Raw genomic sequence first — 17,657 nt, forward strand, 5'->3', positions numbered from 1 at the left:
GGTTGAGTGGGCTCTACTACGCTGATTTCATCAGCTTTTACAGCCCTACTCAACTGTGCGGAGCTGGGACGACGAAATCGAATGCTAACGAATGACCGATTTCTGTCCCACTCTCTTGATAATACTTATCCTTTTAAATTGGCCATCTGGAAGAGCGGAATCACATAAGGAACAATAGACATCAGGATAGTGAATAGCACGAAGAACCAGAACCAGAAGGAAGCGAGGGCACGCTGGAAAACTCCCGGCTGAGGTTTATTGGCCTGAATATAAGCCTTGATAGCTGGCCATTTGGTCGCAAGAACCACTATCATGACAATGGAACCAATGGCTAAAACACCGATTTGGAGCCAATTTGCTAGTCCCTCGTCCACATGATAGGCCACATAATGCAAGCCTTGGGAAATGACAAAGTTATTGAAAATGTGATAGAAAATCGCCCACCAGATATTGTATTCAAAGGCAATGTAGCCGAATCCTAGACCAATAATACCCGCGAAAAAGAGCTGGTCAAAATTGGCATGAAAGAGACCGAATAAAATAGCCGTCATGACAATAGCAAAGATTTTGCCATACCGTTCCAAGCCTCGCAAGCCAGCCCCACGGAAGAAGAATTCCTCTGTGATAGGACCAAAAAAGCCAGCATACAAAAGCATAGTCCAAGACCGCTCAATCGTATCTCCTAGATCTGGTGTTGGAGAATGAAGGCCAATAGTCTCAAACATGCGCTCAATCACTTGTGTCATCACAGATGAAAAGACTTGAGAAAAGCCAAGAAAGGCGAGAAGAATAAAGAAGACTGAAAGTGTCATCTTACGCCCCTTATGCTTAAGATCATATTTATAAAGGGCCTTCTTGCGATAGGCATTAAAAAGAAAGAGTCCAATGGAAATAGAGATGAGGTAGGGAATACCTGCCCACACATTCAGGGCATTGAGCTTCTCCGTTACTTGACTTGGATCTTTTCTGAGAGAGCCTGCTAGGGTTAAGCCTAAGAGGACTTCCCACAGGACGGTTACTAAGGTCATTACCAAGAGATAAATAGCAAGTGTCCCAGAATACCTTCCTATATCTTTTTTAGGGTCTAATAATCGGTTATATTGGTTCATTTCTTCCTCCTAGAAAATAGATAAAAACTCGCACAGACTCCTTCGTATAAGACAAAGAAAATCAAAAAGGCATGCATAAAGTAGTCTTCTGGTAATGCAAGAATAATCGAATCCACGCGCGGATCAAAGAGCCAAGTATTGTCCCCAGCAAATAAGACCTGATGAAAAAGCGTAAAGAATTGATCAAAGCCAATTATAACAGTCATCACTGCAAGCACTACTGGTAAAACCATCATCCAAAAGAAGAGACTTCGGTACAAGGCCAGGTAGCCTTTTTTGACGACTGTCCGCATAAAATGGATAAAACCAGGTAGAGTGACCAAGAAAACGACCGTCACCAAATGAAATAGGTACTTGACGGCTTCAAAATGGTGCAGCCCATTTTTTGAAGAGGGGAATTGAGGCATCTTCAACACCCACTGAAAAGGATTGGTCAAGTAGTTCATCAAGACATTAAAATTCTTCATGATGACTGAAGCCGAAAAACCAGTTCGGCTTTGAATCCCCAACCAATGAATCTCCATGGGATAGAGGACCCATGCTAGGCCAATGGTGAGAAGGATCGTAGCTGACAAGATAAAGAAAAATTGGTTGATTGATTTCAGACTTTTAAGCATCAAAATCCCACTCCGCTAAACTGGAAACAACATGTGTCGGTGCAATTGGTAAGGTTGGCACTTCTTCTGGTTTGGTAAAACCTGTCGTCACCAAAAGGGTTGGAATCCCATTGTCAATACCTGCACGAATATCTGTTAGATAATTATCCCCGACCATAACGACTTCTTCTCTTTCAAGACCCAAGTGTTCAATAGCCTTATCCATGATGATGGCCTTTGGTTTTCCAATGATCACAGGCTCGACCCGTGTCGCCGCTTCAACAAGGGCAATCAGGGATCCTGCTCCTGGCATCAAGCCACGCTCTGTTGGAATGTTCAGGTCCGGATTGGTCCCAATAAAGTGAGCTCCTTTTTGAATCGCCAAGGTCGCAATAGCAAACTTCTCATAATCCACTTGCCAATCGAGGCCAATCACCACATAATCAGGTGCTTCTTCATCGATGATATAGCCAGCTTCTTCAATAGCATCTTTGAGCCCCGCTTCTCCGATCACATAGACCTTCTTGCCCAAATTTTGGTCATTCATGTAGTCAATAGTCGCAAGGGTAGCTGTATAGATGGTCGACACAGGGGTTTCAATATTGAAGTGAGTCGCTAGCATATCCCGAACAGTCTCTGGTGTGCGGGTTGTATTGTTGGTCACAAAGAGATAGGGAATCTCACGCGCCTGCAATTCATGAACAAAAGCTTCTCCTGCAGGAATTCGTGATTTTCCTTTGTAAATAGTGCCATCCAAATCAATCAAATAGCCCTTATAGTGCATTTATTCTTCCCTTTCTGTGTCAGCTTCTTCATGAAACTTCTCTGCATCGACTCGTCCACCAGAACCATATAAGAGCAATGCTCCAGCATAGAGGACAAATTGTAACACCAAACCTGTAAAATTAATCCCTTGACTTCCCGATTGGGTGAACAAGAAGGATGCTACCATGAGGATCACAATGGTCAATAACAAGCCTATCACGGTTGCCTGATCCACACTGATTTGATAAACCGTGCGTTTGGTGCTCCGATTTTTCCCGTCAGACTTAGTTTCTGGTTGCAAATTCTCCACAAAATCCGTCACCAAGGTCGCAGCGAGGCTGACTGTTGTGCTAAAGAGCACGCCTTGAGACAAGCGGTGATAGAAATTGGACCAGAAGGATCCTGATTGGCTAGTAATTCCAATCGAGAAGATCATGACCGGTAAAAGAAAGGCCAAGGTGAAATGGATCCAGACCCGATACCAGCGTACATCTTCTCTTAAAAAGCGACTAAAACTATCTAGATTCAAGCGATAGCGGAAAAATTTATAAATTTCCTCTACCAGGATGATGCCCAAAGCACAAAGAGTCAAGAGCCAATCTCCCAACATGTACAAAGGGTTCTTTTGACGCTTGGCATAGGCCACAACCCGTTTTTGATAGCTTTCAAGTTCCTGTTTTTTATTTTTTAATCTTCTACTTTCCATAATTCCAACCCTTTTCTTCTACTTCTTCCCACTCAATTTCAGCTTGGGCATTGATCTGACCATCTGAAGTAATTTGATGCTGAGTTTTCAAGCCCTCTTGTTCATATTGAGAGGTGATGAGACCTCCTGCTAGCACTTCTTTGACATATTTTAGATGAACTTTTTTAGGGACATGATGGGTCAAGAAGTCTGCTCCCATCACCTCAAAAACCCAGTCCAAGTACTTGCTATTGTTGACATGTCCGTTCATATCCAAGTCGTAAAACCGAACTCGGTATTCTTGTTCCACGCCGCCTTCTAATTCTTTGAAACGGGGACCGCGGAGCATGGTTTTTGAAAATTCAGAGTCAAAGGCATCCGTGATTTCGCTCATAACTGGATGAACCTTGCGTGTATCACGATCCATCAAGACAAAGGTCGCGACCATCTCAATGATAGTATTTCCTGCTTCATCCTTGATATTAAAGGCCCGGTAGCAGAAAAGTCGATTGTGACTCTTGGCATAGGTTTCGATAGTGATTTTCTCATCAAAAACAGGGAGACGCTCGATCTTCATATTGTAATCCGTGATAATCCAGACTAGATTGTAGTTCTCTAAAATGTACATATCACTCATACCCAGCTCAATCGATTGCATGCCCGATACCTGTAAAGACAGCAAGATCAATTGGGGAATCTTAATATAACCATTGACATCGCTCATATCAAACGGAATTTTCATGCTGTATTCAAATGTTTTTGCCATCTTCTACTCCAAAATAAACTTCTCTGCTACAGTGTCTCCTAAAAAGAGACCTTTCTTGGTCATTCGTACAATGTCCTTGTCAGGTACTAAAAGGCCCTGCTGGGTCAATTCCTCAACCACTGGTCCATATTGTTGGTCAAAATTCACACCAAATTTTTCTTCAAAACGCTTCTTAGAAACGCCTGTTTTCTTACGTAGTCCTAGAAACATCTCTTCTTCCATCATTTCTGTCTGAGTCAGATGTTCTTCTTGGACACGCGCATTTCCCTTATCAACAGCCTGCATATAGTGACGGATAGGCCCATGATTCTTGTAACGAACACCGTTAACATAGCCGGATGCACCAGCTCCCAATCCATAATACTCGGCATTGTCCCAATACATGAGATTGTGTCGACTTTCAAAACCAGGCTTGGAGAAATTGGAAATTTCGTAATGCTCAAAGCCCGCTCGCTCCAACTCCTGAATGATGTATTCAAACATCTCTGCTTCCAACTCCTCTTTTGGTAGAGGAAGCTTACCCCGTCTCATGCGGTTCATAAAGACTGTGTGATTCTCAAGAATCAAGCTATAGAGGCTCATGTGGGGAATGTCAAGAGCAAGAGCCTTCGCGACATTTTCCCTGACCTGGTCCATGGTTTGCGTCGGAAGCGCATAAATGAGGTCGATCGAAATATTGTCAAAACCAGCCAGTTTCAGACGGTCGATATTGTCATAAATGTCCTGCTCTTGGTGGCTTCGACCAATCTTCTTGAGCAAGCGATTATCAAAGGTCTGTACTCCCAATGAAACCCGATTAACCGGCGAATCCTTCAAGACCGCAATCTTATCCGGATCCAAATCACCAGGATTGGCCTCGATGGTCAGCTCTTCCATCTGAGACAGATCAAGCGACTTGGTCAGCTCCTTGAGCAGATAGGCTAGCTGATCTGCAGATAAGGCTGTCGGTGTCCCACCCCCAATATAGAGAGTCCGTAAGTGTGTGATTTCTTCCCGACGAAATTCTTGGATCAAATGCTCCAAATAGGCATCAACTGGTTGGTTTTTAATAAAGACCTTCGAAAAATCACAATAAAAACAAATCTGGGTACAAAATGGGATGTGGACATAAGCGGACGTTGGTTTTGTATGCATACCTTTAATTATACCATAAAATCCCCCCGAGTCCGAAAAGAAAAGGGAATAAGAAGCCAGGAATTCCTTGACAAGAAGGAATAAAAGGAATAGAATAAATTTAATCATATTCGGAGGTAAGGAGATATGAACAACTAAGTTTCGTTAAATAAGATACTTTATTTAGTGGACTGCTTGTTCTATCTCTTTTTGTGTACCCTCTCGCCTAATTTCCAACCTTTTGTTGGCTAAATAAGGTCTTTTTCTGCTTGGGTTTCACTTGAATACAGCTCTACTAAATAGGTAGAGCTGTTTTTTGTCCCAGTAGAAAGGAATCTTATGCTAAAACTATCCCACCTCACTATCCGACATACAAAAGATTTACGAGATCTGGTTCGAGATCTTTCCCTGACCATTCATGAAGGAGAAAAAGTTGCTATTATTGGCGAAGAAGGGAATGGAAAATCTTCCTTACTTCAGGTCCTTATGTCCCCAAAATCTCTACCAGATTATCTGACCATAGAAGGAGAAATCACCACTAATTTTCACTCCTTTGCCTATATTCCCCAAACTTTACCGGAAGCTTTGAAGGGAAAAACCTTGGAAGAATATTTTTTTGGAGAGGACGAGCTAGACTATGCCACCCTCTACAGACTGGCAGATCAATTGCATTTTAATAGCGAGCGCTTTGCAAGCGATCAAGCTATCGGAAGTCTATCTGGAGGAGAAGCCCTCAAAGTTCAACTGCTTCACGAACTTTGTTGTCCTCATGAATTGCTATTTTTAGATGAACCTTCAAACGATCTGGATTTGGAGACCTTGGACTGGCTCCAGCAGATGATCCAAACGAGCCCCCAAACCATAATATTTATTTCCCATCATGAAGATTTTTTGACTCAGACGGCGGATACCATCATTCACCTCAGACAGATCAAACACCGCAAGGAGGCTGAAACGATCGTGGAGCACCTAGGCTATCAAGACTACAGTAGCCAGAGGGAGCAACAATTCAAGCAACAGTCTCAGCAAGCGGCCAACGATCAACGAGCCTACCAAAAAACAATGGAGAAGCACCGTCGCGTCCGTCAGCAAGTCCAAACTTCCTTACGAAATACCAAAGATAGCACTGCTGGACGTCTCCTGGCAAAGAAAATGAAGTCCCTCCTCTCACAAGAAAAGCGCTACGAGCGAGAATTCCAATCCATGACTTCCCAACCCTATGATGAGGAAATCATCAATCTGCATTTCCCTCCCCTCACTCCCTTGTCTCCTCAAAAACGAGTCCTTCTCTTAGATCAGGAAGAGCTCGCAATTGGGGATCGTGTCCTAGTCAAGAATCTCTCCCTCACACTTCAAGGGCAGGATAAGATAGGGATTATCGGTTCCAACGGTGTAGGGAAATCCACTTTTCTAAAAAAGATCTGGGAGATCTTACGAAAGAATGAAAGTATCCGCACTGCTTATATGCCTCAAGATTACACTGAACGTCTCCCTCTGACTCAGACACCCGTTCAATTTCTACAGCATTCAGGTGATCGCGAAGAAATCAACATCATTCAATTGCATTTAGCCTCCCTCAACTTTACCTTTTCTGAAATGCATCATCCTATCTCTGAACTTTCTGGTGGCCAGCAAGGAAAACTCTTCCTCCTTCAATTAGTACTCACAAGTCCTCAGTTTCTGCTCTTGGACGAGCCTACTCGTAATTTTTCCCCCACTTCCCAACCAGAAATTCGTCGCCTATTCGCAGACTACCCAGGAGGACTGGTTACAGTCTCCCACGACCGGACCTTCCTCAAAGAAGTCTGCCAAAAAATCTATCGTCTGACTGGAAATGGTTTCGTAGAGATAGAGTCGCTCTAACGTAAAAAAGATTGGCTAAAACCAATCTTTTACATTGAAAATAAAGTCCTCTTAGAAACTTTCCTTAGGCAAGAACGGACGTCAGCGAACTTCATAGAAGTTCCATGACTTAGTTTTGAACCTAAGGTTTCAAAACTCCCGAGTGCCTGAAACCATTAAGTTTCAGGCACTTTTCTCACATTGAAAAGTTTCAATAGAGGATTGGATAACTCTGAATTTGTTAGATTTGTATAAAAGAACAGATCGTCATTGTTCTACAAGCTTGGTTTTGACCAATCTTTTATCTAATTTCGCCCTGCCTCTTGTCCCATTTCTTGGGTGCGTTTATAGGCTGCTTCTACTCCTGAAATGATGTTACCTCGTAGGCCGACTTGTTCTAAGCGATTGACTCCTGCGATGGTTGAGCCACCTGGGCTACAAACTGCATCTCGCAAGCGGGCTGGGTGCTTGCCTGTCTCTAGGACCATTTGGCTAGCTCCTTGGAAGGTCTGGGCGGCCATCTGCAAGGCTTGCTCACGTGAAAGTCCTAAACCTACTCCCGCATCTGCCATGGCCTCGATCATCTGATAGACAAAGGCTGGACCACAGCCTGCAACAGCAGTTGCAGGATCCATCAATCTTTCTTCGATTTCATAGAGAGCTCCTGCTCCTGCTAAGAGCTGGTTGACTTGGGCTAGTTGCTGGTCTGTCACTGCTTGGGAGCGGGTCAGACTGATGACACCTTGACCAATGGCTACGGGCGTATTAGGCATGATGCGGATGAGCCCCACCCGCTCATTTTTAACTACATTTGCCATTTGCTCCAGTTCCAGACCTGCTGCCATAGAAACCAACAGGAGATTGGAACGTTGGCCCAAAATGTCCTGATACTCTTCAAGTAAAGGGCAGATTTGGTAGGGTTTGACACCTAAGAAGATGACCTCCGCCTCTTGAAAGACTTGTTCAAGATCAGACGCAGTTCCCCCATACTGGCTGATAAATTCTTCCACCTTTTGTGGGGAACGGTTGACCAAAAGCAGGTCTGTGCTAGCCACTTCTTTTGCGACCGCTTTGGCCAGACTAGCTCCCATATTTCCAAGACCGATAAATGCTACTTTCATATCTTACCTCACTTGACCGTTTCCAGAGACCAGATACTTATAGCTGGTCAGCTCACGCAAACCCATAGGACCACGCGCATGGAGTTTTTGGGTCGAGATCCCCATCTCACACCCTAGGCCAAATTGACCCCCGTCTGTAAAGCGTGTAGAAGCATTGACATAAACAGCGGCTGAATCCACTTGCTTGGTGAAGTAAGCGGCTGTCTCTGGATTTTCAGTCACAATGGCATCCGAATGATGGGTGCTGTGGGCTTCTATGTGGTCCACCGCTTCCTCAACTCCATCAACGACCTTGACTGCTAATATATAATCTAAAAATTCGGTATCAAAATCCTGCTCCTGCGCTGCTGTCCCCGAAATGGTAGCCTGTGCATCCTCATCTAGGCGCAACTCAACGGATCTTTCTCGTGCATCCACTAAACGCTCTTTGACCAAGGGCAAGAAATCAGACGCGATCGCTCGATCAACCAACAAGACCTCCATAGCGTTGCAGACAGACGGCCGACTGGTCTTGGCATTTTCAATAATCGCTAGGGCTTTCTGGAAGTCAGCCTCCTTGTCCACATAGACATGAACAATTCCAGTTCCTGTCTCGATCACGGGGACAATGGCATTTTCAACCACTGCTTGGATTAAGCCAGCACCACCTCGTGGAATAAGCAAGTCCAGGTAGCCCTTGGCCTTCATCATAGCAAGGCTGGAAGCTCGACTCGTATCTTGGATCAATAGGAGAAGATCTGGATTGAGTCCGGCTTCTTCCAACCCACTCTTGAGTGCGGTCACGATCGCTTGGGCAGAATAAAAGGCATCCTTTCCAGTACGAAGAACCACTGCATTTCCACTCTTGATAGCAAGCGCTGCAGCGTCTGACGTTACATTTGGACGGCTTTCATAAATGATCCCAATGACGCCCATAGCGACTCGAACTTTCTGGATTTCAAGGCCATTTTCCAAAACTTCAGTATCCAACACTTCCCCAATCGGATCTGGCAGGTCTATTAAAGCACGGATACCTTGTGCCATCCCTTCAATCCGCTCTTGATCAAGAAATAGGCGATCTAGCATGACTTCAGAGATCTTACCGCGTGCCGCTTCCATATCGATTTGATTGGCTACTAAAATGGCTTCCGTTGCTTTCAGAAGCTGGCCGGCCATAGCTTCTAAGGCCTGATTTTTAAGAGCTGTACTGGCCGTATTGATGCTTTTCTTAGCCGATCTCGCTAAGGCTAATTGTTCTTGTGTTGTTTCCATACATTTTCCTTTAGAATTCTGTAAAGAGTAAGTCAATCTCAGGAGTTACCGAGATCCAATCATCCCGGTGGATGAGGATTCCCTTGGCTTTTTTAGATTGGAGCATATCGCGCACAGCCGACTGGCCGAGACGAACTTTCCCTTTCCCTAGTAATTGTCCTGACTCTTGATGATAGACGCTGACGATGTCTTGATAAGAAAAATCCCCTTCTGCCTTGGTCACACCAGAAATTAATAAACTCTTTCCGTATTGCAACAAGGCCTCAGCCGCTCCAGCATCCACCCAAAGAGCTCCTTTACTTTCTGCATAAAAGGCTAGCCATTGCTTCTGGGTTTTTAAGCCCCTATCCTCTGCAAGGAAGTAACTACCATCTGCCTGTTCTTGCGCCGCTTCGATCAAGGCATCAGGCTTGAGAGACGAGCAAATATAGACAGGAACTCCTGACTCTGTCGCCAGGGTCGCTGCCTTGAGTTTGGTCAGCATTCCGCCAGTTCCATTGCTACTACCCGCACCTCCAGCCATCTCGATCATCTCGCGAGAAATGTGCTCGATCCGCTCCAAACGCTTGGCTGTTGGATCCTGAGAAGGATTGGCTGTATAGAGGCCATCTACATCCGTCAACAGCACCAAAAGATCCGCTTGGGCCATGGCCGCAACCTGCGCACTCAAGGTATCATTGTCGCCAACTTTTAGCTCAGCGATAGAAACCGTATCATTTTCATTGATAATCGGAATCGCCCCACGGTTGAGTAAGACAGAAAGGGCCTGGTGGGCATTCTTATAGCGACGTTGATCCGCAAAGTCATCCTGGGTTAATAAAATTTGTGCAGAAACAATGTTGCGTAAAAGAAGATTAGAGGTATATTCTTCCATCAATAAACCTTGACCAACTGCCGCAGAGGCTTGCTTGTCTGCCACCTTAGTCGGCCGTTTCTTAAAACCAAGGGCACCAAATCCAGCAGCAACTGCCCCTGATGAGACCAAGATCAACTCATGACCTGATTCATGTAAGAGAGCCAACTGCTGGGTAATGACCTTGACCTTCTGTCTGGAGAGACTCCCATCAGGATTGGTCAAAGACGAGGTCCCTACTTTAAAGACGATTCGTTTTGCTTTCATCGCTAAGTTTCTTTCTAATACTATTTATTTCGTATCTAATGAAAGTGACTGAATCTCCATTCAGCCATCTTCATTATCCTTTTCGAAGGTCTTCCAGCGTTTTTTCAAAGATCGCTGGCACTTCTGCTGTAAATTCCAAGGTCTCGCCTGTGCGAGGGTGGGTAAAACCAAGTGTCCGCGCATGAAGAAACTGTCCTTGTCCTTTGAGTGTCTTCTTAGGACCATAAGCAGGATCTCCAGCCACGGGATGGCCAATATAGGCCATGTGCACCCGAATTTGGTGGGTCCGACCAGTCTCCAGTTGCAACTCTACCAAGGTGTAATTTCCAAAGCGTTCCAATACTTGAAAACGGGTCACTGCAGGCTTTCCTTTAGCCGTCACCGCTTGTTTTTTCCGGTCCTTTTCACTGCGACCAATTGGTGCTTCAATCATCCCACGATCGTTCGGAAGGTTGCCATGGACAATGGCCCAATACTTCCGTAGAGATTTTTTGTCTTTTAGTTCCTCTGCTAAGGCGACGTGAGCTTGGTCATTTTTTGCGACCATCAGGAGACCTGACGTGTCTTTATCGATCCGATGAACGATCCCTGGACGCAATTCCCCATTGATCCCTGAAAGGTCCTTAACATGGTATAAGAGCGCATTGACCAAGGTCCCACTAGTATGGCCGGCACTTGGGTGAACGACCATGCCTTGGGGTTTATTGACGACGACGACATCCCGGTCCTCATAGACGATGTCTAAGGGCAGATCTTCTGCTTCATAGCTGACCTCTTCCACTTCTGGGACTTCATACTGGATGATGTCTCCTTCTTTGACCGTATACTTAGCTTTTTTCACAGTTCCATTGACCAGAACTTTTCCTTCTTTGATCTGCTCATTGGCTACAGCTCGTGACAAGGGAGTCAAATCCGCCAAAGCCTTATCCAGTCGCGCACCGGCTACTTCGATTTTAATTTCCATGCGTTTCCTCTTTCAACATCAGGATCAGGAGCAAGAAAACTCCAACTGTCAAATAACTATCTGCTACATTAAAAATGGCAAAATTCATAAAATCCAGGTGGAACATATCGACCACAAAGCCCTGACGCAGGCGATCGATAAAATTCCCCAAGCCACCTGCAATCACCAAGGTCAAGCCCGTCACCATCCAAAGCGACCCCTTGAGGTGCTTATAAAGATAGTAAAAGGCCCCCACCATCACGACTAGAGTGATGAGGGTAAAGAACCATTGCTGATTTTCAAGAAGCGAAAAAGCTGCACCTGTGTTTTGAAGATAGGTCAGGCTGACCACATGGGGAATAAAAGACTTAACGACACCCAGTGGAATGTTCTTGACTACATACCATTTGACCAACTGATCCAGTAGGACCAATAGCACGATTGCTACCGGAACCATTGTTTTTCTCTTCATTTCTTACCTCTTTTGATCAAAATACTCTACCATGACCTCGACAAACTTCTCTGCTACAGGGGAGAGATCCATCTCTTCGCGTTTGACATAGACCATTTTATTGTCTAAATTATCTTCTAAAGGAATCACGGTAATGCCATTCACTGACTGGCTATCCAAAAAGCCTGATCCCGTCGCATAAGCATCTGTCCGCTCCAAGATTCCATTCAAGGTTGCCCGGTCAGTCACATTGAACATTTGTGAGCTCGAGCTGGTATCGACAAAGTTCTCTGAATAATAGAGGTACTCATCTTTTTCTTGGGTAAAACGAACAGTTGGCAACTGAGCTAGATCTTCCATGACCAGTTTTTTCTTCTTAGCCAGAGGGTGTCCCTTGCGAAGGTAAATATGAGTCTGAAAAGGAATTAAATCCACCACTTCAAGCCCTAATTTATCAACCCGTTGCATAATCCCCTTGGTATTTTGACGGTTGAGATAAATAATTCCCAACTCACTATGCCCTTGAGCCACTTCGTCCAAAATTTGAACCGTCGTTGATTCAAAGATGCGGAAGTTTTTATTTTCCGGATAGCGGATTGAGAATTCCGTCATCAAAGGTGGCAAAAAGTCATAGTGCTGACTAGAAATGGAGAATTCTTTCTTCTCTTCTTCAGGACTGGCATATTGATTTTGAAAAATATCAAACCCTTTGACCACGTCCTGCGCTTTTTCATAAAATTCCATTCCCCGACGGGTCAAAAAAGTCCCAGAACTAGTCCGACGAAAAATCTTAAACCCCAGTTCTTTTTCCAGATCTCTGACAGAGATGGACAAGCTAGGCTGACTCACATACATTTTTTCAGCAGCCTCACGAAAAGTACCACTGTTGGCAATCGCCACTACATATCGTAATTGTTGTATATTCATTCTATTTTCCTTATTACAGTATCGATCTATTATACCATAAATTAGGGGCTGAAAGAAGAGATCCGTTTAAGAGACCTTCATCAAGTGAAAATAAAAAACTGGAACTAAAACAGTTCCAGTTGATACTTATTCAATCACTTGGCTTTCGGCTACTTTCTTGTACCAATGAGCCGATTTCTTTGGATAGCGCTCCTGGGTTTCAAAGTCCACATAAAAGAGACCATAGCGTTTTTCATAACCATTAGACCAAGAGAAGACGTCCATGAGAGACCAGATGAAGTAACCTTTGACATTAGCACCATCTGCAATCGCATCAGACAAGACCTCTAAGTGTTGTTTCACATAATCAATCCGTCCATCGTCATAAACCGTATTATCCACAAACTCATCTTTGTAGCCCAGTCCGTTTTCAGTGATGTAGATTTTCTTATAGTTTGGATAATCTGCTTTCACGCGCATAATTTGGTCATACAAACCTTGCGGATAGATAATCCAGTCCCAATCCGTCCGAGGCACATAGTCAGGAGCTACACGACGACCAACACCTTTAATTTGGTACTTAGAGCTTCCTTTTTCCCCTTTACCGTTGTGGATGATTTCAGTTTCACCATCAAATGCTTCCATCCAATCACTCATGTAGTAGTTAATTCCAAGGAAGTCGTTCAAATCTTTAGCTGCTTCAAGCGCTGCAAAGTCTTCGTCACGAAGATCCAAGCTACCACCATTAACTGAAAGAATGTGGTTTACACCTTCTATGGTTGCATCTGAATAGTGTCCAAGGTAGGTTGCATCTAGAATAAACTTGTTATGGATGATATCTTCCAATTCAGCCGCCCGAACGTCTGCTGGATTTTCTGGATCCAACGGATACTTAGTTGGAAGAGCGTGCACAACTCCAATTTCACCTTCATACCCTTTGTCTTTATACAATTTCACAGCACGTGCATGAGAAACCATCATATTGTGGTGTGATTGGAAGACTTTGGCAAGGTCATATTGAATACCTGGTGGGAATTTACCAACCAAGTATTGACCATCACCGATTGGGCCAATTTCATTGAAGGTTGTCCAGTAGTTGACTTCTGGGAATTCTTCAAAACAGAAAGCAGCATAATCTACAAAGTGTTCGATATTTTCACGATTCAAGAAGTCTCCATTTGAGTGAAGAGCTTCAGGAGTATCAAAGTGGTGAAGAGTTACGAATGGTTCTACATGACGTTTATGACATTCTGCAAATAACTTATGATAGAATTCTACCCCTTTAGGATTGACTTCACCATAGCCAGTTGGGAAAATACGTGACCAAGCAATAGAAATACGAATTCCGTTTACGCCATATTCTTCTGCCAACTGTAAGTCTACTGGATATTTATGGTAGAAATCACTAGCAGGTTCTGCTGTGTACCAATAGTTATCTGCTAGATATTTGTCCCAAGCAACAGGACCTTTTCCGTCAGTATGAGTCGCACCTTCTGCCTGGTAGGCAGCTGTCGCTCCACCAAAAATAAAATCTTTAGGAAGTGTTTTTGTCATTTTTTCACCTATTTCTTAATTGAACCAAATGAAAAGTGAGCGGAGAGGAGTTAGTGAGCCATCCATCTCCATCTCACTTCTTGTACCAAGCCACCGAATTGTGACATGAGGAGGTAAAAACGATATATTTTTACCGACGAATTAACAAGTCGATTAGGAAAATCGCCATAGCGATTTCCGTTACGATAGGAGACTGTTTCACAGTCCCTATCGTTAATCGAATTGAGCTTGAACGAATGCAAGAGCACCTTTACCATCACGAGTCAACTTGATGTATTGAGCTCCTTCAGTCTTAGCCAATTTGATTCCAAGTTTATCTGTTTCAGCCTTCATATCTTCATAGTTTGAAGCTACTTGAGGAGCAAGAATAACAAGGTCAAATTCTGGCAACATTTCACGGTGAGCACCGTAGCCACCAGCAGCAGCCTTCACAGGAACATTGTATTCTGCAGCAGCTTTATTCAAAGCGTTGGCAAGAAGTCCACTAGTTCCACCACCGGCACAAAGAACCAATACGTTAGTTTCTTTTGTGATATTGTTTTGAACTCGTTCACCTTCAACTCCAGCTTTTTCAAGAATAGCATCTGCTTTTGCAGTGTTAAAGTTTGCAGCTACCTTTTCTTTTAATTCATCATTAGTTTTACCTGAACGTTCTTCTTCAAGAATTTGTTCATCATAAACCTTGAGGAATGGATAGTAGATAACAATATCTACTACAATTAACAATGCTGCAAGAGCGAATGATAAGAACTGGAAGTTTGTACCAAGAACAATACCAAGAGGTCCTGGTGTAGTCCATGGAAGGTTGGCAGTAAATGAGTTCATGCCAAGTGTTTCAATAAAGAACTTAAAGATCCATACGTTTGCAATTGGTGCAAAGATGAATGGGATAAAGAAGATTGGGTTCAAAACAAGTGGTGCACCAAACAAGATTGGTTCGTTTACACCAAAGAATGTAGGAACTACTGAAGCGCGTCCAATAGCACGATTTCGTTTCGATTTACATAACCACATAAACATGAACGGAACAACAAGAGTTGCACCAGTACCACCCATAGTGACGATGAACATTTGTGTACCAGATGTAAGGATCTTATCAGCGTGCATACCTTGTTGAAGGAGGTTCAAGTTGACTTCGGCATTTGCATAAGTGATCGCTGCAATCGCAGGCTCAACGATAGATGGGCCGTGAATACCAATAAACCAGAAGAATGCAAAGGCACCGAAAATAATCGTAATACCAACATAACCGTCTGCTGCTGAGAATAGTGGAGCAAGAAGGGTACCGATTGATTCAGCAACCGTTACATGAAGGCTTGCTTTCACAACTAATTCAAGTGCATACAAGAGTACAACTGACAATGTAAATGGAATCAGGTCTTTAAATACTTGTGAAATATTTGGTGGAACCTCGTCTGGCATGCGAATCGTCACATTATTTTTCACACAGACCTTATAAACATTAACGGTAACAAAGGCTGCAATGAAGGCTGTCAACAGACCTTTTGTACCCATGAAGGCTGTTAAGAATCCACCTTCTTTAGCAGGTTCGGCAGCCATGAGCAAGAAGCCAACCATAGAAGCCAACATTGTAGAAATGAAGTTGATTTGGTTAGTTGCTGGAAGGTCGCGGTTCATTGAATCAGTCAAAGCCTTAGCCGTTGTACCACCAACGAAGAAGGCCAAGATGCCCATAGAATAGCTATATGGAGTCATCAAGAAAGTTTCAATATCTTTAGACCAATGGAATCCCCAAGCGTTTGGTACATACGCAATTAGGATGAAGATAGATGAGAAAAGGATAACAGGCATCCCTGCAATAAAGCCATCCCGAATCGCTCGCAAATATTTGTTTCGAGAAATCTTTTCAAAGAAAGGTTTCCCTTTTTCAATCAGTTCAATCAGTTTATTCATTATTTCGCTCCTCTTTTATATAGTTCAATCAGATGGTGAATCACGTCTTTTAATAGGATTGTTGTCATGAGATGGTCTTGACCATGCATCATGGTAATGCTATAGGGGATTTCTTCTCCTGCTGCTTCATGCGCTAGCATGGTCGTTTGAGATTTGTGAGCCTCAGCGATACAAGACCCTGCTTCTTCTACTAAGGATTCTGCTTTAGCAAAATCACCATTTTCAGCAGCTTTTAAGGCTTCCACTAATTTTGATCGAGCGTCACCGGCATAAGCGACAATTTCAAACCCAAGTAATTGGACTTCTTCTTTATTCATGTTGGTTCCTCCTTATGATACCTTTTGAAAATTTTTATAATAGACGTTGAATATGAAGGGCTAAATAGACTTTTTCATTAGGAGATATCTTGGCTCCTGTCTGTTCAGCGATGGTTTGGTAGATTTGATGACTAATCTCATAAGCCTTTGGATAACTTAGCTGAATCAGTTGTTCCATCTCGCTCAAACCTTCTGGATCTTCTCTTCCCTTATCTAGCGAATCTAGGAAATAATTGAGATGGATCATAAAGCGATCATAGAAATGACTGTTTTCTTCTTTCCGTTTCAAGCCATTTTGGGCTAGTTTTTCTTCTACAGCTTTCAAAATAACTTGTCGGTCCTGGACATCTGGATCTTGCTCATGAATCATTTCCCCTTGTGCATTAATGAAATGATAAGCGATGCGATTTACTTCATCGTCAGGAAATTGATCCAAGAGCCGCTTTCGAAAGATCTCAATCGCTTCTTTTGCGATTTTATAGGGAATCGGATGCATAGCAGACGCATCAGGAAGGTCACTGTGTTTATATCTTCCCTGTTGAACTGCCTGGTAAGAACAAAAGATGTGATCTGTTAATGTCACATAGATATATTCTTGAACAGGATAGGCATATTTCTTAGACAAGGTATCAATCACTTCATAAGTGGTTGTAATGAAATCAAGAGGAACATCCTTTAGAAGGGCCATAAAGTTTTCTCTTGACTCATCCGTATTTAAACGAAATACTTTTTCGACCTTATCATCAGCTACTAGATCATTTTTCTTTTTCCCAAATGCAATCCCACTCCCAATAACAATCAACTCTTGTTGTAGTTCATTTTGAACCAAAGCAACATTATTGTTCATTGGATGGATAATACGATACATGAGGCTCTCCTTTGTAAAATTTGTTAAAAGCAAATAAAAATGACCACGAAGCAACCGAAAAAACTAGCCTACACTAATTGTTCAGTCTACTTGTGGTCACGCCTAATCTAACTTAGTAACGCTCACTGCTATTCAACTTATGAACTTATTCTATCATAAGCTTTTTGTTTTGTAAACCCTTACAGCGAAAATTTTTAAACATTTTTTTATAAAAAATAAACAAGACCTTAAAATAATGAAGAGGCTGGGACAAAAGTCCTAGCCTCTCAATCATCTTTGGATTGTCGAGCAAGACGCAGTGGTTGAGTGGGCTCTACTACGCTGATTTCATCAGCT

17 protein-coding genes are annotated in these 17,657 nt (G+C 43.3%); 1 reads left to right on the forward strand and 16 read right to left on the reverse strand.

Annotated elements, in window-relative coordinates:
• Positions 1–125: 125 nt before the first annotated feature.
• Genes ADI76_RS06450 through hemW form a run of 6 tightly spaced genes read right to left on the reverse strand, consistent with a single transcriptional unit; the run spans position 126 to position 5,055 of the window.
• Positions 126–1,109, reverse strand: a complete 984-nt coding sequence (locus ADI76_RS06450; protein WP_049471930.1) for a CPBP family intramembrane glutamic endopeptidase — start codon at positions 1,107–1,109, stop codon at positions 126–128.
• Complete coding sequence (locus tag ADI76_RS06455; RefSeq protein ID WP_049515192.1) at positions 1,106–1,726, reverse strand: TIGR01906 family membrane protein; 621 nt, start codon at positions 1,724–1,726, stop codon at positions 1,106–1,108. The genes ADI76_RS06450 and ADI76_RS06455 overlap by 4 nt, the downstream gene beginning before the upstream one ends.
• On the reverse strand, positions 1,719–2,489 hold the full coding sequence (locus tag ADI76_RS06460) for a TIGR01457 family HAD-type hydrolase (RefSeq protein WP_045759548.1): 771 nt from the start codon (positions 2,487–2,489) through the stop codon (positions 1,719–1,721). The genes ADI76_RS06455 and ADI76_RS06460 overlap by 8 nt, the downstream gene beginning before the upstream one ends.
• Positions 2,490–3,176 carry a hypothetical protein gene (locus ADI76_RS06465; RefSeq protein WP_049515194.1) on the reverse strand — a complete coding sequence of 229 codons (687 nt, stop codon included), beginning with the start codon at positions 3,174–3,176 and terminating at the stop codon, positions 2,490–2,492.
• On the reverse strand, positions 3,166–3,921 hold the full coding sequence (locus tag ADI76_RS06470) for an acyl-ACP thioesterase domain-containing protein (protein ID WP_049515197.1): 756 nt from the start codon (positions 3,919–3,921) through the stop codon (positions 3,166–3,168). The genes ADI76_RS06465 and ADI76_RS06470 overlap by 11 nt, the downstream gene beginning before the upstream one ends.
• Before the next feature lie 3 nt (positions 3,922–3,924).
• Positions 3,925–5,055, reverse strand: coding sequence for a radical SAM family heme chaperone HemW (gene hemW, locus ADI76_RS06475; RefSeq protein WP_049515199.1), 1,131 nt, complete (start codon positions 5,053–5,055; stop codon positions 3,925–3,927).
• A 318-nt stretch (positions 5,056–5,373) separates the two neighbouring features.
• Between hemW and ADI76_RS06480 the strand changes: the two genes are divergently transcribed.
• A complete protein-coding gene (locus ADI76_RS06480) occupies positions 5,374–6,897 on the forward strand; it encodes an ATP-binding cassette domain-containing protein (RefSeq protein ID WP_049515201.1) in 1,524 nt (507 codons plus the stop codon).
• Between the two features lie 284 nt (positions 6,898–7,181).
• Here ADI76_RS06480 and proC read toward each other — a convergent pair whose 3' ends face one another.
• From proC to ADI76_RS06530, 10 genes are all read right to left on the reverse strand, one after another.
• Complete coding sequence (gene proC / locus ADI76_RS06485) at positions 7,182–7,997, reverse strand: pyrroline-5-carboxylate reductase (protein ID WP_049515204.1); 816 nt, start codon at positions 7,995–7,997, stop codon at positions 7,182–7,184.
• A gap of 3 nt (positions 7,998–8,000) precedes the next feature.
• Entirely contained in the window at positions 8,001–9,248 is a 1,248-nt protein-coding gene (locus tag ADI76_RS06490) for a glutamate-5-semialdehyde dehydrogenase (RefSeq protein WP_049515207.1), read from the reverse strand.
• A gap of 10 nt (positions 9,249–9,258) precedes the next feature.
• On the reverse strand, positions 9,259–10,368 hold the full coding sequence (proB, locus tag ADI76_RS06495; RefSeq protein ID WP_049515209.1) for a glutamate 5-kinase: 1,110 nt from the start codon (positions 10,366–10,368) through the stop codon (positions 9,259–9,261).
• 73 nt (positions 10,369–10,441) lie between these two features.
• Positions 10,442–11,332, reverse strand: coding sequence for an RluA family pseudouridine synthase (locus ADI76_RS06500; RefSeq protein ID WP_049515211.1), 891 nt, complete (start codon positions 11,330–11,332; stop codon positions 10,442–10,444).
• On the reverse strand, positions 11,322–11,783 hold the full coding sequence (lspA, locus tag ADI76_RS06505; protein ID WP_003001852.1) for a signal peptidase II: 462 nt from the start codon (positions 11,781–11,783) through the stop codon (positions 11,322–11,324). The genes ADI76_RS06500 and lspA overlap by 11 nt, the downstream gene beginning before the upstream one ends.
• A 3-nt stretch (positions 11,784–11,786) precedes the next feature.
• Entirely contained in the window at positions 11,787–12,689 is a 903-nt protein-coding gene (locus tag ADI76_RS06510; RefSeq protein ID WP_003001728.1) for a LysR family transcriptional regulator, read from the reverse strand.
• Between the two features lie 126 nt (positions 12,690–12,815).
• Positions 12,816–14,222: a 6-phospho-beta-galactosidase gene (gene lacG / locus ADI76_RS06515; protein ID WP_049515214.1), complete on the reverse strand. Its 1,407-nt coding sequence runs from the start codon at positions 14,220–14,222 to the stop codon at positions 12,816–12,818.
• 213 nt (positions 14,223–14,435) lie between these two features.
• A complete protein-coding gene (locus ADI76_RS06520) occupies positions 14,436–16,136 on the reverse strand; it encodes a lactose-specific PTS transporter subunit EIIC (RefSeq protein ID WP_049515216.1) in 1,701 nt (566 codons plus the stop codon).
• A complete protein-coding gene (locus tag ADI76_RS06525) occupies positions 16,136–16,453 on the reverse strand; it encodes a PTS lactose/cellobiose transporter subunit IIA (protein ID WP_003007713.1) in 318 nt (105 codons plus the stop codon). The genes ADI76_RS06520 and ADI76_RS06525 overlap by 1 nt, the downstream gene beginning before the upstream one ends.
• Before the next feature lie 34 nt (positions 16,454–16,487).
• Complete coding sequence (locus tag ADI76_RS06530; RefSeq protein WP_049515219.1) at positions 16,488–17,321, reverse strand: PRD domain-containing protein; 834 nt, start codon at positions 17,319–17,321, stop codon at positions 16,488–16,490.
• Positions 17,322–17,657 lie beyond the last annotated feature (336 nt).

This window comes from Streptococcus parasanguinis, from assembly GCF_001074805.1.
GTDB classification, from domain to species: Bacteria; Bacillota; Bacilli; order Lactobacillales; family Streptococcaceae; genus Streptococcus; species Streptococcus parasanguinis_A.

Excerpts from the sequence above, each read along its gene's own strand:
- ADI76_RS06525 (WP_003007713.1), bottom strand. The coding sequence starts at position 16,453 with ATGAATAAAGAAGAAGTCCAATTACTTGGGTTTGAAATTGTCGCTTAT.
- proB (WP_049515209.1), bottom strand. The coding sequence starts at position 10,368 with ATGAAAGCAAAACGAATCGTCTTTAAAGTAGGGACCTCGTCTTTGACC.
- ADI76_RS06490 (WP_049515207.1), bottom strand. The coding sequence starts at position 9,248 with ATGGAAACAACACAAGAACAATTAGCCTTAGCGAGATCGGCTAAGAAA.
- ADI76_RS06480 (WP_049515201.1), top strand. The coding sequence starts at position 5,374 with ATGCTAAAACTATCCCACCTCACTATCCGACATACAAAAGATTTACGA.
- hemW (WP_049515199.1), bottom strand. The coding sequence starts at position 5,055 with ATGCATACAAAACCAACGTCCGCTTATGTCCACATCCCATTTTGTACC.
- ADI76_RS06455 (WP_049515192.1), bottom strand. The coding sequence starts at position 1,726 with ATGCTTAAAAGTCTGAAATCAATCAACCAATTTTTCTTTATCTTGTCA.
- lacG (WP_049515214.1), bottom strand. The coding sequence starts at position 14,222 with ATGACAAAAACACTTCCTAAAGATTTTATTTTTGGTGGAGCGACAGCT.
- ADI76_RS06460 (WP_045759548.1), bottom strand. The coding sequence starts at position 2,489 with ATGCACTATAAGGGCTATTTGATTGATTTGGATGGCACTATTTACAAA.
- ADI76_RS06470 (WP_049515197.1), bottom strand. The coding sequence starts at position 3,921 with ATGGCAAAAACATTTGAATACAGCATGAAAATTCCGTTTGATATGAGC.
- ADI76_RS06500 (WP_049515211.1), bottom strand. The coding sequence starts at position 11,332 with ATGGAAATTAAAATCGAAGTAGCCGGTGCGCGACTGGATAAGGCTTTG.
- ADI76_RS06510 (WP_003001728.1), bottom strand. The coding sequence starts at position 12,689 with ATGAATATACAACAATTACGATATGTAGTGGCGATTGCCAACAGTGGT.
- ADI76_RS06530 (WP_049515219.1), bottom strand. The coding sequence starts at position 17,321 with ATGTATCGTATTATCCATCCAATGAACAATAATGTTGCTTTGGTTCAA.
- ADI76_RS06450 (WP_049471930.1), bottom strand. The coding sequence starts at position 1,109 with ATGAACCAATATAACCGATTATTAGACCCTAAAAAAGATATAGGAAGG.
- ADI76_RS06465 (WP_049515194.1), bottom strand. The coding sequence starts at position 3,176 with ATGGAAAGTAGAAGATTAAAAAATAAAAAACAGGAACTTGAAAGCTAT.
- proC (WP_049515204.1), bottom strand. The coding sequence starts at position 7,997 with ATGAAAGTAGCATTTATCGGTCTTGGAAATATGGGAGCTAGTCTGGCC.
- ADI76_RS06520 (WP_049515216.1), bottom strand. The coding sequence starts at position 16,136 with ATGAATAAACTGATTGAACTGATTGAAAAAGGGAAACCTTTCTTTGAA.
- lspA (WP_003001852.1), bottom strand. The coding sequence starts at position 11,783 with ATGAAGAGAAAAACAATGGTTCCGGTAGCAATCGTGCTATTGGTCCTA.